This is a genomic window from Agrobacterium sp. ST15.13.013 (assembly GCF_027956525.1).
Classification (GTDB): domain Bacteria; phylum Pseudomonadota; class Alphaproteobacteria; order Rhizobiales; family Rhizobiaceae; genus Agrobacterium; species Agrobacterium salinitolerans.
The window spans coordinates 47252-61099 of record NZ_JAQKGP010000014.1 but is presented as its reverse complement, the minus strand read 5'-3'; the positions used below and the strand labels follow the sequence as shown (position 1 = coordinate 61099).

Here is a 13848-nt window from a genome sequence, read left to right as displayed (position 1 = left end):
CATCCAAATGCATTACAGTAAACGCACACTGCAAATGGGGGCCTCAATCCTCGGTCTTACGATCACAGCGGGTCTTGGTGTCTTCGCGTGGATCGCCTATGAACCGGAACTGCCGAGGGTCCCGCCGCCTGATCGAGCTTTGCTTTCGCCGGCTCTGATCCGCAAGGGTGAGCAATTGGCGACCGTTGGTGACTGTATCGTCTGCCACACCGCCGATAACGGACCGGCGCTTGCCGGTTCTCGGCCGTTGGCTACGCCATTTGGAACTCTTTATTCCAACAACATTACGCCGGATCCTGAAACCGGGATAGGCAACTGGTCGGCGGATGCGTTTCGCCGCGCGATGAAGGATGGTGTTGCCCGCGATGGCAGCCACCTTTATCCGGCGCTTCCCTATGAACATTTCACGCGCGTCACAGACCAAGATCTCGATGCCATCTACGCGTTTCTGATGAGCCGGGAGCCCATAAAGGAGGTTGCGCCCCCAAACGACCTCCTCCCTGGTCTGGGCTTTCGTCCACTTCTCGCCGGCTGGAAACTGCTGTTTCTGCGACACGAAGCAACGGTCTCCGAGCCGATGGAAAGCAGCGAATGGAACCGCGGTAAATACCTGGTTGACGGGCTCGCCCACTGCGGGGGGTGCCACACGCCCCGAAACATTCTGGGCGGGGAAAAGTGGGCGGAAGAGTTTGCCGGTGGTATTGCGGAAGGTTGGAACGCGCCACCTCTGGACGCTTCTAACCCGTCAGCTGACCGCTGGAACGTCGATACGCTTCAGGCCTATCTGAAAACCGGGACTGCAAACGGCCACAGCACGGCAGCTGGCCCGATGGGGCCGGTGACAGAGGGCCTGTCGAGGCTTAACGACGCTGACGTACGGGCGATTGCCGTTTACATCAACACTTCAATCCATTCCGGTACCACCCATTCGTCGCCGGTACCGCCGCTCGCCGTCGCTCACGGGCCGGACGCACGCACAAATCTGTTCGATGGTGCCTGTGGCGGATGTCACGAGCCATCCGCGCCGATGGGCAGACAAGGGCGTCCGCTACTTTCAGATACGTCGGACATGAATGCGAAAGACCCTCGCAATGCGATTCAGGCGGTTCTGCAGGGCATAAGGGACCCGTCAAGCGACGCTCCTTTCATGCCCTCTTTTGCCGACAATCTCACCGATAAACAAATCGCGGACCTCCTCGCATACAGTCGATCGCGGTTCACAACGCAACCGCCCTGGCCGGGCCTTGAAGACACCGTTCGTGATATTCGCAAGGAGAACGCACAATGACGACGTCGATCATGGTCAATGGAAAAAGACATCAGGTCGATAGCGACACTGATACACCGCTTCTTTATGTGCTGCGGAACGATCTGGAACTCAACGGCGCCAAATACGGTTGCGGGCTTGGGCAATGCGGCGCCTGCACCGTACATATCGACGACAAGGCAGTCTTTTCCTGTCTCACTCCGCTGGGAGCGATTGGCGAAAGGTCGGTTCGAACGATTGAAGGCCTTGGCTCTATCGACGCTCCTGGCGTTTTGCAAAAGGCGTTTCAGGATGAGCAGGCCGCGCAGTGTGGTTACTGCATCGCTGGCATGATCATGCGTGCGCAAACCCTTTTTGGACAAGATCCCCAATCCGAGCGATGGCGAAATCCGCGACCATCTGCAGCCCAATCTCTGCCGTTGCGGCACTCATGCGAGAATCCTCCGCGCCGTCCGGCGCGCAAGCGACGTTATGACAGGAGTGGTCAGATGAACCTGATGTCCAGGCGCTCTTTTCTGGCGGCCAGCGGTATCGCGGTGGCATTCGCTCTCACACGACCTGCACGAGCGCAGTTAGCCGGAGGTGGGGAAGGGGGCGCCGGCCCGGCTATTTTGAACCCCGACCTACCAGGCAGCCTGAAATCATGGCCCTATCTCGATGCCTGGATACAGCTCGATCAAAACGGAAAAGCCACAGTGTTCACGGGTAAGGCCGAGCTCGGACAGGGGATACGCACGGCGTTGACACAGGTAGCTGCGGAAGAACTCGATCTTCCGCCTGCCGACGTCACCCTCGTTACGGTCGATACACTGCGCACACCGGATGAAGGGCTGACTGCAGGCAGCCATTCCATGCAGGACAGTGGCACCGCGATCCGCAATGCGGCAGCAAACGTGCGCATGCTCCTGCTCGTGAAAGCCGCTGCAACGCTCGGGGTCGCAGAGGCCGACGTTGCTACCAGGGGAAATGGAACCATTGTCGCAACCGATGGCCGCAGCCTCGGGTATGGCGAGATTGCCGCGGCAGTATCGCTGCATGTGGAGGCTTTGCCCAATGCACCTCTTCGCCAGAAGAGCCAGTTTCGGACGATGGGTTTCAACTTGCCGCGCTTGGATATCCCGGCAAAGACGACCGGGGGCAAAGCGTTCATACAGGACATGCGCCTGCCGGGAATGCTGCATGCCCGGGTCATTCGCGGTCCAAGCATAGGCACACAGCTGAAGCTTCCGCCAGATACCGAAATCGAAGCCATGGAAGGCGTCATCAAGTTCGTCCGCAACGGCGATTTTGCGGCAGTCGTCTCCCGGCGCGAGTGGGATGCTGTCAAGCTGATGCGCAGACTGCAAGCCTCACCGTACACGGCTGCCCAACAGCCTTTCCCCTCGGGCGAGGTCGCGGAAACATTGAAGGCGCTGCCAGCGCGCGACATCGTCATACAGGATACGAGTAGACCGACTGCGGACCCCAAGCATTCTGTCAGCCAGAGTTTTACGAGGAACTGGATCAGCCACGGTTCGATCGGACCCTCCTGCGCGTTGGCATGGCTGCAAGACGATCTGCTGACTATCTGGACACATAGTCAGGGGACTTTCGACGTCAGGCGTGTGGCGGCGGAGCTCCTCGATCGCCCTATAGAAACCATCCGCGCCATCCACGTCGAAGGCGCCGGTTGTTATGGACAGAACGGCGCGGACGATGTGGCTGCGGAAGCCGCCCTGATTGCCGCATCGATGCCGGGCAAGCCTATCCGGTTACAATGGATGCGCGAGCAAGAGTTCGGCTGGGAACCTCTTGGTCCGGGAATGGTGACGGAAGTCGAGGCCGCCGTCGATGCCGGCAACCGGATTGTCAAATGGAACTACGATGTTTGGAGTAATCCTCACAACAACCGTCCGGTCGGGGCGGGCGGAGTGCTTGTTGGAAACGAGGTGTCGCAATCATTCCCTATTCCGGAGGGCAAGCCGATCCCCATGCCGGAAGGCGACGGCAGCCGCAACTCCAACCCTCTCTACGATTTGCCAAACACGAATGTCATCTATCACTTCATCAAGGACATGCCGATAAGGGTTTCCGCGCTGAGGTCGCTCGGGGCGCACCTGAACGTGTTTTCTATCGAGAGCATGTTTGATGAACTTGCCTTGAAGGCCGGAGTGGACCCGCTGGATATACGGTTGGCTCACATGGCCGACGACCGCGCACGAAACGTCATGCTGACCGCCTCGGAAGCCTTCGGCTGGAAAATTCGCAAGAAGACTTCGCCACTGCAAGGGTTCGGTATGGCCTTCGCGCGTTACAAGAACCTGGGTGCCTATTGCGCGGTCTTCATGGAAATCAAGGTCGAGCGCGACACGGGGCGTCTGAAAGTCCGAAGGGTTCAGGCCGATGTAGACTGCGGCGAGGTCGTTTCTCCGGACGGTATCCAAAATCAGGTTGAGGGGGCGATTATTCAATCCTTGAGCTGGTGCACCCGTGAAGCATCGGGAAATGACGGCACTCTGCGCACAGCCTTCGATTGGAGCACCTATCCAATTCTACGCTTCCGCGACGTCCCTGAAGAAATAACTGTCACCGTCCAACAGCAGCCGGGAAAGCCTTTCCTCGGCGTGGCCGAGTGTGGGCAAGGCCCGGCATCCGCAGCACTCGCAAATGCACTGGCGGATGCCACCGGTGTCAGGTTCACTCACATGCCGATCACCGCCGAGAAAATCAGAGCCGCGATTGTAACCCTTTAGGGATGGAGATCGGTTGGTACTTCACGGCCTTGACCAGCGTAGGCGGCGAAGGCTTCCTGAAGTGCCAGGACGAATACGCGGACTTTGGGCAAGACCAGCCGTGTAGTGGGGTACACTGCCCAGATCGGCATGTTCTCGGGCGCGCCGTCGGCGAGAGTGACAGCTACAAGCCGGCCCGCCCGCAGGTCATCGCGGACGGCCCAGTGCGACAACAACGCAATGCCGCCGCCCGCCAGGCAGGCTGCATGGCAGATGGCAATACTGCTCGACGAAAAACGCGAATGAACGCGGATATGTTTCTCCCGCTCACTTTCAGGCGCCGTCTCGTTCCGCATCGTCCAATGACTGACGCCGTTAAGCGGAAGGCAATCGTGCAAAGCCAGATCACCCACGAAGGCCGGCTGGCCACGCCGCTGAAGATAATCGGGCGCTGCTACCAGAAGCCGCGGATTGTCGGCCAGTTTTTGAGCGATCAAGCTGTTGTCGCGCAGATGAGCAATGCGGATGGCGAGGTCGATACCAGTCGCGACGAGATCAGGAAGTGTGTCGGTAACCTCGAGCGAGATGCGCAGTTCAGGATTAGCCATCAGCAGACGGGGCACAAGTGGGGCCACAAATGTAAGGCCGAAGGCAGCGGAGACCGAAACGCGCAGCAATCCCGCCGCGCCCCGGCCATCGGATCTCAACCTCGATGTGGCCTCCTGCTCGTTGTCGATGATCGAACGGGCATAGGGCAGAAACGTCTCGCCTTCTGGTGTCAGCGACAACGCGCGGGTGGTGCGGTGCATCAGCCGAATGCCGAGCGATGTTTCGAGCGCAGCCAGCCGACGGCTTGCAGCCATGGCCGGTATGCCCAGGCGACGGGCTGCTTCTGCAAGGCTGCCACCATCGACGGCAGAGGTGAAAACGCGCAGATCATCTGTGTTCATTATAACGATTCTCGATATTCGGCCCAAACATTGAGACGCACTAAAACTGATTGAGATTAAATTATAGAAAAGTGGCTGACGAAAATACACTGGAGCGACATGAAAATGGAAATTTCGCAAAACTCGAAAGCATCGGCATTACCCGGTGACGTAACTGCCAAACGGACCCATAAGCTCGGTTTGCTGGCCATGGCCGCAGCCAGCGGCATCGCTGTAGCCAATATCTACTACAACCAGCCGATGCTGGGTATAATCGAGGCGGAGTTTCCCGGGCAGTCGGCGGCGACGTTGATCCCGACCGCAACCCAGCTCGGTTATGCGCTTGGTCTTTTTCTGTTGCTACCGCTGGGCGATATCCTTCATCGAAAGCCGCTGATCGTCGGTCAGTTTGTGGTGCTGGCTGTCGCCTTGGCTCTGGCTGCTATCGCACCCACGGCCTGGACGCTGGTCATGGCCTCTCTTGTGGTTGGCGCCAGCGCGACGGTGGCGCAGCAGATCGTGCCGTTTGCGGCATCACTCGCAACACCGGAAAAGCGCGGTGCTACGATTGGCACTGTCATGGCAGGGGTGCTGTCAGGTATCCTTTTCAGCCGCACGTTGTCCGGCTTTGTCGGAGAGCACGGCGGCTGGCGTGAAATGTTCTGGCTTGGTGTACCGATGGCTCTGGTCGCCGCCGTTTTGATGTTCGTGACTCTGCCCCATCACCGGGCAACCTCTAGCATGCCCTATGGCAAGGCGCTCCGCTCGCTGGCACATCTCTGGACACGCTTGCCAACGCTGCGCACGGCGACATTCGTTCAAGCTGCCCTGTTTGCCTCGTTCACGGCGTTCTGGACTATCCTCGCACTCTACCTCCAGGGACCGCGTTTCAATCTTGGAGCCGATGTGGCCGGTCTGTTCGGCATCGTTGGCGCGGTGGGCGTCTTTGCAGCACCGCTCGCCGGTCGCGTCGCCGACAAGCATGGCCCGTCCTTCGTGGTCTTGGGCGGTGCTATCCTGACGCTGGTAGCATGGCTCGTGTTTGGTCTTTGGGGCGCGATCGCCGGTCTAATCATCGGCGTCATTGTGTTGGATTTCGGTATCCAGAGCGCGCTGGTCTCGAACCAGCACCTGATTTATGCGCTCGACCAGCAAGCCCGTAGCCGTCTGAATACGATCTTCATGACCGGCATGTTCCTTGGTGGCTCATTTGGTTCGGCAGTCGCTACCGTCGCGTGGAGCCAGGGAGAATGGACCGGCGTCAGCATCCTGGGTGGAACGCTCGCCATCATCGCGCTTTTGGTTCTGGTCCTCGGCCGCAATCGCTCAGGCGCCGCCTCCAGCAAACACGAAGGACGATAATCATGAAACCATTGCGTATCCGTGTTGTCGGCGGCTCGCTTGCAGGCCTATTCACCGCAATTTTGTTGCAGAATGACGGCCACGACGTGGTTGTTTACGAACGCTCCCATTCCGGATTGGCCGGGCGGGGAGCGGGACTGGTACCTCAAGAGGAAGTGTTTCACATACTGCGCATGATTGGCGCAGATCATGCCGCCAATGTCGGCGTGATGGCCCGCGAACGGATCTATTTTAATGCTGACGGCTCGGTCGCCCAGAATCTGTCGATGCCCCAGATGCAGATTTCGTGGGACTTTCTCTACTCGGAAGTCTTGGCACGCCTGGAAAAAGGACGGTACCAGACCGGACGTGCCGCTGAGGCCGTTATCGACGCTGACGATGGTGCTACCATCATCTTTGCCGATGGCTCATCCGAAAAGGCCGATTTGGTGATCGGTGCGGACGGGCTTGGCTCAGTCGTCCGCGCGACTCTCAACGAGGACTGGCATAACCGGTATGCGGGATATGTTGCCTGGCGTGGACTGCTGCCTGAAAACAAACTTCCTCCGGGAGCATCAATCCTGCTCGATCGGTTCGCCTTTTATGTCAAATCCGGTGTTCACATTCTTGGCTACCTGGTACCTGGCCCTAAAGGCGAAACGACGCCGGGACAACGGCGCTACAACTGGGTTTGGTACCGCCCCATCAATGAAGCCGGGTTGGCAAGCACCCTGACCGATCGTGACGGAACAGCCTATGCTTATTCCCTTCCCCGCGGCGCTTTGGCAACAAGCAGGGTCGAAGCGTTGCATGCGGATGCTGCGGCGGTGTTGCCCACACCGTTCGCGCTCGCCGTTCAGGCAGAGAATACGCCGTCGATCCAGGCAATCTTTGATTACGCGGCTGATCGCATGGTGGGCCAATCCGTAGCACTGGTCGGAGATGCGGCCTTTGTTGCTCGACCCCATACCGCGATGGGAGTTTCCAAGGCGGCCGCAGATGCAGTTTCCCTGCAACGAAACGTGGTGCGGGCGGGCTCACTTCGCGAGGGGTTAGCAGCCTATCAGTCGGAGCGGATGTTAATCGACGGGCAAACCGTTGCTTATGGGAAACGACTTGGTGACTCGGCTCTTTAGAAACCGGGCACTTGCCCCTTACGAAATCAACCTGGTCACTTTTCCGTGTCCATTTAGCGAGGATAGGTCGTTATGACGGAAATACCCTTCCCGTTCAGGGTAAGCAGTACCGATAATCCTGTCGATATCCTCACTTTTGCGGCCTCCGCTATGCGACGCGGCGGAGCAGCGCTTGCAACATTGGTCGAAATAAGAGGAGGCGCCGCACGTGCCCTCGGAGCGCAAGTTGCAGTCGCCGCCGACGGCGGGTTTGTTGGCTATGTGTCGGGTGGGTGTGTCGAGGGCGCCGTCGCTGCCGAGGCTCTTCATGCGATTGCGGAAGGTAGAGACCGATTTGTGAAGTTCGGGGAAGGGTCACCGTTCTTTGATATTATACTTCCTTGCGGAGGTGGAATAACAGTCTCTATCCATGTTTTACGTGGAGACGAAGTCCTGCACACCGTGTTGGGAGATCTCAACGAACGCCGTTCGGTCGCTCTCGCGTATTCATCTCGACTGCATAGTTTTGAGCGCTGCAACACTCACATGCCGACATCTGGCTGGCAGGGCGAGGAGTTCGTATCCGTCTATCATCCCCAGACGCGCTTGGTAATCTCGGGTCAGATGGGAGAAGCAGAGGCGGTCCGCCGTCTTGGAGAAGCGGCTGGTTACGCCGTGTCACTTTCTGATCCGCAAAAGTTGGCAAGGGCGCAGAGCTCGGTTTTAATAGACCCATTCACAGCAGTTGTGCTCTTGCATCATGACCTCGACCTTGAAGCCGACCTATTGAACGAAGCTCTCGCCTCATCGGCTTTCTATATTGGCGCTTTAGGAAGCATACGCACGCACCGGCGTCGGGTAGATAGACTGGTGAAAACTGGCGTTTCGTTAGAAAATTGTAATCGGATAAAGGCGCCTATTGGATTGTTTGGCCCTACACGGGACGCAACAACCCTGGCGTTGTCCGTTCTGGCCGAAATCGCTGTTGCTCGCTCAACTGCTACGTCGGGACTGTATGTGCGCGAACGAAAGAGCTAGTCGTAATGAAGGCAATAACTTTTTGTCTCGGCCAAAACGACGCTGCCGATCTGCGTGAAGTCGTGCGCGATAATATCGACCCGGCGCATCGGATGGCAGCGATAGACGGGGCACTGGCTCGCAATCCGAAAGGCCATGATTTCATTACGATCGCAACAACTGGCCAGCCGTGTCACGGCATAAGAGCGTGACACGCGGCCAAGGAGGATCCTGCGTGAAGACCGTTGGAGGTTTGCTCTTGGCGGCGGGCCAATCGAGCCGGATGGCCGCAGGGCACCACAAACTTCTAGCCGAGTTCCATGGGGTTCCGCTGGTACGAAGATCTGCGGAAGCAATGCTCCGCTCAAACTTGGAATCTGTAACGGTTGTAACTGGACACCGATCTTCAGAAATCGAAGCGGCACTATGCGGGCTGCCGTTCTTCTCGGTATTCAACAAGGAGTTCGCCCAAGGTATGGGCACTTCACTCGCTTGTGGTTTTCGGCACAAATCCCTCGCAAACTTTGATGGCCTTCTTGTCATGCTCGCTGACATGCCTGACATCACCGCGGATCACATCAATGAACTCCTGGTGGCATTTGCATCTGGCGATTCTACAGTGGTGCGAGGCTCGGATGGGGAAAAGCCCGGGCATCCGGTCATCATGCCAGCCGCTTTGTTTTCCCATTTGCGCGATTTGGGTGGTGACCAAGGTGCCAAGGACGTGCTTCGACAGCGATTAGTTCCGGTTCAATTGATCGATATCGGGTTCGCTGCGCTGAAAGACATTGATACTGTCGACGAACTCGTGTCTGCAGGCGGCAGGACCGGGGCGGACGAGATATCTTTATAGAGCAGGCAACCGAAAACTCGGTTTTCCGAACTAAGACATCCGCAGGAAACGGGTTCATATCCAACCAAGCGGAAGACCGTCATCTCTCACTGTAGCTCGAGGCTGGGGTCCTGGAACCCCAAGCGGTATACCCACATGTCCAACTGATGTCGCGGCCGGCGCAGCCTACTATTTCAGAATAAGCAATAAACTCGAAATTATTCCCGCAATTGTGAGCGGACGCATCTGACGGCAATATCAACCCGTCAGACGAACACAGCGTCGCCTGAAGTTTTCAATCACGAAATCGCAGGACGCGAGATGACCGAAACCATTTCTTCCATGACACGCAGAGGCGTGCTGCTTTCCGCAGGCGCGGCCGCCGCGGCCGTCGCAATCTCTCCCACATTCAGCTTTGCAGCCGATGCTGCTCCCTCCACAACCTCAATCGAAGGAAACATGACAATGGCATATGTAACCACCAAGGACGGCGTCGAAATCTTCTACAAGGACTGGGGTCCAAAGGATGCTCAGCCGATCGTTTTCCACCATGGCTGGCCGCTCTCGTCCGATGACTGGGATGCACAGATGCTGTTCTTCGTTTCCAAGGGCTTTCGCGTCGTCGCCCATGACCGCCGTGGTCATGGCCGCTCCGCCCAGGTATCCGAGGGGCACGACATGGACCATTACGCCGCCGACACCTTCGCGGTCGTCGAAGCGCTGGACCTCAAGAATGCCGTTCACATCGGCCACTCCACCGGCGGCGGCGAAGTTGCCCGTTATGTTGCAAAGCATGGCGAACCCGCTGGCCGCGTCGCCAAGGCGGTTCTCGTCTCCGCCGTGCCGCCGATCATGGTTAAGACGGCTGCCAATCCGGAAGGTCTGCCGATTGAAGTCTTCGATGGCTTCCGCTCCGCCCTTGCCGCCAACCGCGCCCAGTTCTTCCGCGATGTCCCGGCCGGCCCGTTCTACGGTTTCAACCGTGATGGCGCGACCGTGCATGAAGGCGTCATCCAGAACTGGTGGCGTCAGGGCATGATGGGCGGCGCGAAGGCTCATTATGACGGCATCAAGGCATTCTCGGAAACCGACCAGACCGAAGACCTGAAGAATATCAGCGTTCCGACACTGGTTCTGCACGGTGAAGACGACCAGATCGTTCCGATTGCCGACTCGGCTCACAAGTCGGTCAAGCTGCTGAAGAACGGCACGTTGAAGACCTATCCCGGCTTTTCGCACGGCATGCTGACCGTCAACGCCGATGTGCTGAACGCCGATTTGCTGGCATTCGTCCAGGGTTGATCGACACTGGCGGCGGGTGCGGCCTCCCACGCGTCCGCCGTCTTTCAAGTTGCTAATCCACACGCGCGGATCGCGCTGCCTCATACTAGGAAACCATCATGACGAACACGAAGAAGATCGCAAACCTCGGCGTCGCCTGGGAGCAAGCTTTTGGCTACGCACAGGCCGTTCAGGTCAAGGATACAATCTATATTTCGGGACAGTTGAGCCACGATCCCGATGGCAAGCTCATCGCCCCGGCGACACTCGACGAAAATGGTCGACCAGCCGATTTCTCGCAAATGGAAGAGCAGATCCGTCAGACATACGTTAACGCCAAGAAGCTGCTCGCTGAGTTCGGTGCCACTCTTGAGGACGTCGTCGAAGAGACGCTCTTTGTTCTCGACATCCCAAGTGCATTCGCAGCCGGCTCAAAGGTTCGCAAGGAGATGTACGGCACAGACACGCCGCCGGTTGCAAGCAACCTGATCGGAGTGAGCGCGCTGGCCTTTCCCGAACAGATCGTTGAGATCACGTTCCGGGCAGTGATCGACGTCCCGGCCGCCTCGTAAAAAATGTCTGCCTCAAGAACCGCCGGTGCCAGAGCGCTCCGGCGGCTATTCAACAAAACGGGTTCCCCGATGCCGAGAACGTCCTCCTACAAAACGAGATTGCCAGCGACTTTGCATCTGACGTCAGAACTCGTTGCCAAAACGCTGAGGGTGGTCGAAGAGGAAGGCCCGGAACCGAATTGGACGCCCATCTCGCCCAGGCATCTGGACGAACTTGTCCGTCGAGTCGAGGAGGGGGCTGGCGACGAGGAGATCTGGATATTCGCCTATGGATCCCTGATGTGGAACCCCGAATTTGAGGTGGAGGCAACAGAAAATGCGCTCGCCTATGGATGGCATCGTGCTTTCTCGCTGAGGATCGAGCGATTTCGTGCGACATCCGAGGCGCCCGGTCTGATGCTTGCGCTTCAGCCAGGCGGAAGCTGTTCCGGTCTGATACTCAAACTTCCCTGCAATACGAAGAGGCAAGATCTTCGCAAGCTTCTGGCGCGCGAAATCCGCTATGCGGAAGTCTGTGACATGGTGCGTTGGATAACAGTCAAGACACCATCGGGAACCCGAAGAGCGTTGACATTCTGGGCAAGCCCCAAGAAGTCTCTCCTTACAGAAAAAGTGCCCCTCGATACGGCCGCCGGACTTATTGCGCAGGCATGCGGACCGGCCGGATCCTGCGCGGAATATCTGCATCGCACGGTCCTTGATTTGGCGGAACGCCAGATCTTCGACCGAAACGTTTGGCAGTTGCAAAAACTTGTGGCGGAAAGGCTTGAATCTCTCCCGCCACCCGTCAATCCAGCATGACCATATGTGCCGCCACCTGTTCTTCGAAGAATTTCGAGAAGGAGGCGATGCGCGGCGGCAGAGCCTGGTAAGGCGGGTAGTAGAGGGTCAGCCACAGATCTGGGGGCGCCCATCCGTTGAAGACATGCACGAGTCGTCCGCTGCGGATGTGGTCGGCGATGTTGAACCCCGGAAGCAGGGCGACACCTGCCCCATCTGCTGCCATATCGGCAAGAACCTCGCCGCTGTTGGCGCTGAACGCACGGCCAGCCGAGATCGTGATGCTAGACCCGCCATCCGACAGGACCCAGTTCTCCCGCCGGCTCTCCCCGCTATAGGCCAGGCAGTCGTCTGGCGACAGCTCGTTCGGGTGCGACATGTCGGCGAAGCGGCTGCCGGGCGCAGCAACGAGAATGCGCGGCACGACGCGGATCTTCCTCCAGATCGTGAACTTGTCGGATGGCTGCGACGAAATTCGGATCGCCAGGTCGTAGTCGTCGTCGACAATGTTGACCAGGCCGTCAGATAAGGAGATTTCGAAGCTCATCTTCGGATATTTTTCCTTGAAGCCTGACAGGATCGGCGGTAGCACGGCCTTGCCGAACCATGTGGGAGCGCTGATGCGCAGCCTTCCCTGGTCCGCCTTATGGGCATTCATCACATCGCGGCGCGCATCTTCCAGCGTCTTCACCGCGGGCTGAATCTGCGCAGCAAAGATTGCACCGTCAGTCGTCAAGGACACCTGCCGCGTGGTGCGCACGAAAAGCTGGACGCCGAGCTCTGCTTCGAGGGCGGCGATGGCTCGCGTTACGGCCGCGGGCGTCATATCAAGTTCGCGTGCTACCTGGGCGAAATTCCTCTTCTCGGCGGCGAGGAGGAACGTGCGAAGGGCCTTGTAGTCGTTCATATCATTGTTTCACTTTGTGCAATTCTGTCGGGAGAAGTATTGCAATTCTCCTCGGCGATCAACGGGCCTACGTTCAGTCCACACAACAAACCTGTGCTGACGGAAAGGCATCGACATGATCAAGGACATCAAGGGACTGCACCACGTGACGTCGATGGCGTCTGACGCGCGGCAGAACAACCGCTTCTTCACGGAAACCCTCGGCCTACGCCGCGTCAAGCAGACGGTGAACTTCGACGATCCCAGCGTCTATCACCTCTATTACGGCGACGAGACAGGAACTGCGGGAACGGTAATGACCTACTTCCCCTTCCAGAACATGATGCTTGGACGTCCCGGCGTCGGCGAGGTCGGCGAAACGCAATTCTCCGTGCCGAAGGGTTCGCTCAAATTCTGGCGGGACCGCCTCTCTTCGCAGGGCGTCGACGGACTGGAAACGGCCTCTGTATTCGGAGCCGGTCGTCTTCGGTTCATGGGTCCAGATGGCGACAGCCTCGCGCTGATCGAAGCCTCTGATGACGCCCGTGCTCCCTGGCTGGCTAGTGGCATCCCGGACGACGCGGCAATCCGCGGTTTCGCAGGAGCCCGCTTCAGCCTGCATGATACGGCCGCGACCGAGGAACTGCTGAGCTTCATGGGCTACCAGCGCGCCGAGAAGGAGGGCGACGTGACGCGCTTCATCATTCCGGATGGGAACGGCGCCGACACAATCGACTTGCAGTTTCTCCCGAAAACGCCTTTCGCCCGGCAGGGCGCGGGATCGGTCCACCACATTGCCTTTGCCGTAGACAACCGCGAAAAGCAGCTTGAGGTTCGCAAGGCGCTGATGGATACCGGCTATCAGGTGACGCCGGTGATCGACCGCGATTATTTCTGGGCAATTTACTTCCGCACACCTGGTGGCGTGCTGTTCGAGATCGCCACCAACGAGCCGGGCTTCAATCGCGACGAAGACACGGCTCACCTTGGGCAAGCGCTCAAGCTACCGGATCGATATGAAGCGTTTCGAGATCAGATACAGGCAAACCTCGAACCGCTCGCGGCCTGACCACGGCATTGAAATCAGGCGTCTAATTCCGGGACGCTGCATGTCGAC

General features: G+C 58.3%; 13 protein-coding genes. 10 read left to right on the top strand and 3 right to left on the bottom strand.

Features of this window, described 5'->3' with window-relative positions; genetic code table 11:
* Nucleotides 1-7: 7 nt before the first annotated feature.
* On the top strand, nt 8-1288 hold the full coding sequence (locus PL597_RS15490) for a cytochrome c (protein ID WP_271365628.1): 1281 nt from the start codon (nt 8-10) through the stop codon (nt 1286-1288).
* A complete protein-coding gene (locus tag PL597_RS15475) occupies nt 1285-3999 on the top strand; it encodes a molybdopterin cofactor-binding domain-containing protein (protein WP_442866799.1) in 2715 nt (904 codons plus the stop codon). The genes PL597_RS15490 and PL597_RS15475 overlap by 4 nt, the downstream gene beginning before the upstream one ends.
* Here the strand turns inward: PL597_RS15475 and PL597_RS15470 are convergent.
* The gene (locus PL597_RS15470; protein WP_271365627.1) at nt 3996-4928 is read right to left on the bottom strand and encodes a LysR family transcriptional regulator; all 933 of its coding nucleotides are present in this window, start codon (nt 4926-4928) and stop codon (nt 3996-3998) included. The genes PL597_RS15475 and PL597_RS15470 overlap by 4 nt on opposite strands.
* A 105-nt stretch (nt 4929-5033) precedes the next feature.
* Between PL597_RS15470 and PL597_RS15465 the strand changes: the two genes are divergently transcribed.
* From PL597_RS15465 to PL597_RS15445, 4 genes are all read left to right on the top strand, one after another.
* Complete coding sequence (locus PL597_RS15465) at nt 5034-6269, top strand: MFS transporter (protein WP_271365626.1); 1236 nt, start codon at nt 5034-5036, stop codon at nt 6267-6269.
* Nucleotides 6270-6271: 2 nt separating this feature from the next.
* Nucleotides 6272-7384 (top strand): FAD binding domain-containing protein, encoded by a 1113-nt coding sequence (locus tag PL597_RS15460; RefSeq protein WP_271365625.1) that lies wholly within the window; start codon nt 6272-6274, stop codon nt 7382-7384.
* A gap of 72 nt (nt 7385-7456) precedes the next feature.
* Nucleotides 7457-8401 carry an XdhC family protein gene (locus tag PL597_RS15455; RefSeq protein ID WP_271365624.1) on the top strand — a complete coding sequence of 315 codons (945 nt, stop codon included), beginning with the start codon at nt 7457-7459 and terminating at the stop codon, nt 8399-8401.
* Nucleotides 8402-8615: 214 nt separating this feature from the next.
* Nucleotides 8616-9233 (top strand): nucleotidyltransferase family protein, encoded by a 618-nt coding sequence (locus PL597_RS15445; protein ID WP_271365698.1) that lies wholly within the window; start codon nt 8616-8618, stop codon nt 9231-9233.
* A 278-nt stretch (nt 9234-9511) separates the two neighbouring features.
* Here PL597_RS15445 and PL597_RS15440 read toward each other — a convergent pair whose 3' ends face one another.
* On the bottom strand, nt 9512-9673 hold the full coding sequence (locus PL597_RS15440) for a hypothetical protein (RefSeq protein WP_271365623.1): 162 nt from the start codon (nt 9671-9673) through the stop codon (nt 9512-9514).
* Between the two features lie 4 nt (nt 9674-9677).
* Here PL597_RS15440 and PL597_RS15435 point away from each other — a divergent pair, with 4 nt between their 5' ends.
* The 3 genes from PL597_RS15435 to PL597_RS15425 all read left to right on the top strand — a co-directional run bounded on the left by PL597_RS15435 (nt 9678) and on the right by PL597_RS15425 (nt 11866).
* Nucleotides 9678-10514 (top strand): alpha/beta fold hydrolase, encoded by an 837-nt coding sequence (locus PL597_RS15435; protein ID WP_271365622.1) that lies wholly within the window; start codon nt 9678-9680, stop codon nt 10512-10514.
* A gap of 98 nt (nt 10515-10612) precedes the next feature.
* On the top strand, nt 10613-11065 hold the full coding sequence (locus PL597_RS15430; protein ID WP_271365621.1) for a Rid family hydrolase: 453 nt from the start codon (nt 10613-10615) through the stop codon (nt 11063-11065).
* 69 nt (nt 11066-11134) lie between these two features.
* On the top strand, nt 11135-11866 hold the full coding sequence (locus PL597_RS15425; RefSeq protein ID WP_271365620.1) for a gamma-glutamylcyclotransferase: 732 nt from the start codon (nt 11135-11137) through the stop codon (nt 11864-11866).
* Here the strand turns inward: PL597_RS15425 and PL597_RS15420 are convergent.
* Nucleotides 11853-12752, bottom strand: coding sequence for a LysR family transcriptional regulator (locus tag PL597_RS15420; RefSeq protein ID WP_271365619.1), 900 nt, complete (start codon nt 12750-12752; stop codon nt 11853-11855). The two genes, PL597_RS15425 and PL597_RS15420, sit on opposite strands and share 14 nt — an antisense overlap.
* A 115-nt stretch (nt 12753-12867) precedes the next feature.
* Here PL597_RS15420 and PL597_RS15415 point away from each other — a divergent pair, with 115 nt between their 5' ends.
* Nucleotides 12868-13800 carry a VOC family protein gene (locus PL597_RS15415; RefSeq protein WP_271365617.1) on the top strand — a complete coding sequence of 311 codons (933 nt, stop codon included), beginning with the start codon at nt 12868-12870 and terminating at the stop codon, nt 13798-13800.
* Nucleotides 13801-13848 lie beyond the last annotated feature (48 nt).

Coding starts and splice junctions, on each gene's coding strand:
- PL597_RS15425 (WP_271365620.1), top strand. CDS start 11,135: ATGCCGAGAACGTCCTCCTACAAAACGAGATTGCCAGCGACTTTGCAT.
- PL597_RS15475 (WP_442866799.1), top strand. CDS start 1,285: ATGACGACGTCGATCATGGTCAATGGAAAAAGACATCAGGTCGATAGC.
- PL597_RS15490 (WP_271365628.1), top strand. CDS start 8: ATGCATTACAGTAAACGCACACTGCAAATGGGGGCCTCAATCCTCGGT.
- PL597_RS15470 (WP_271365627.1), bottom strand. CDS start 4,928: ATGAACACAGATGATCTGCGCGTTTTCACCTCTGCCGTCGATGGTGGC.
- PL597_RS15435 (WP_271365622.1), top strand. CDS start 9,678: ATGGCATATGTAACCACCAAGGACGGCGTCGAAATCTTCTACAAGGAC.
- PL597_RS15415 (WP_271365617.1), top strand. CDS start 12,868: ATGATCAAGGACATCAAGGGACTGCACCACGTGACGTCGATGGCGTCT.
- PL597_RS15420 (WP_271365619.1), bottom strand. CDS start 12,752: ATGAACGACTACAAGGCCCTTCGCACGTTCCTCCTCGCCGCCGAGAAG.
- PL597_RS15430 (WP_271365621.1), top strand. CDS start 10,613: ATGACGAACACGAAGAAGATCGCAAACCTCGGCGTCGCCTGGGAGCAA.
- PL597_RS15465 (WP_271365626.1), top strand. CDS start 5,034: ATGGAAATTTCGCAAAACTCGAAAGCATCGGCATTACCCGGTGACGTA.
- PL597_RS15455 (WP_271365624.1), top strand. CDS start 7,457: ATGACGGAAATACCCTTCCCGTTCAGGGTAAGCAGTACCGATAATCCT.
- PL597_RS15440 (WP_271365623.1), bottom strand. CDS start 9,673: ATGTTTCCTTCGATTGAGGTTGTGGAGGGAGCAGCATCGGCTGCAAAG.
- PL597_RS15460 (WP_271365625.1), top strand. CDS start 6,272: ATGAAACCATTGCGTATCCGTGTTGTCGGCGGCTCGCTTGCAGGCCTA.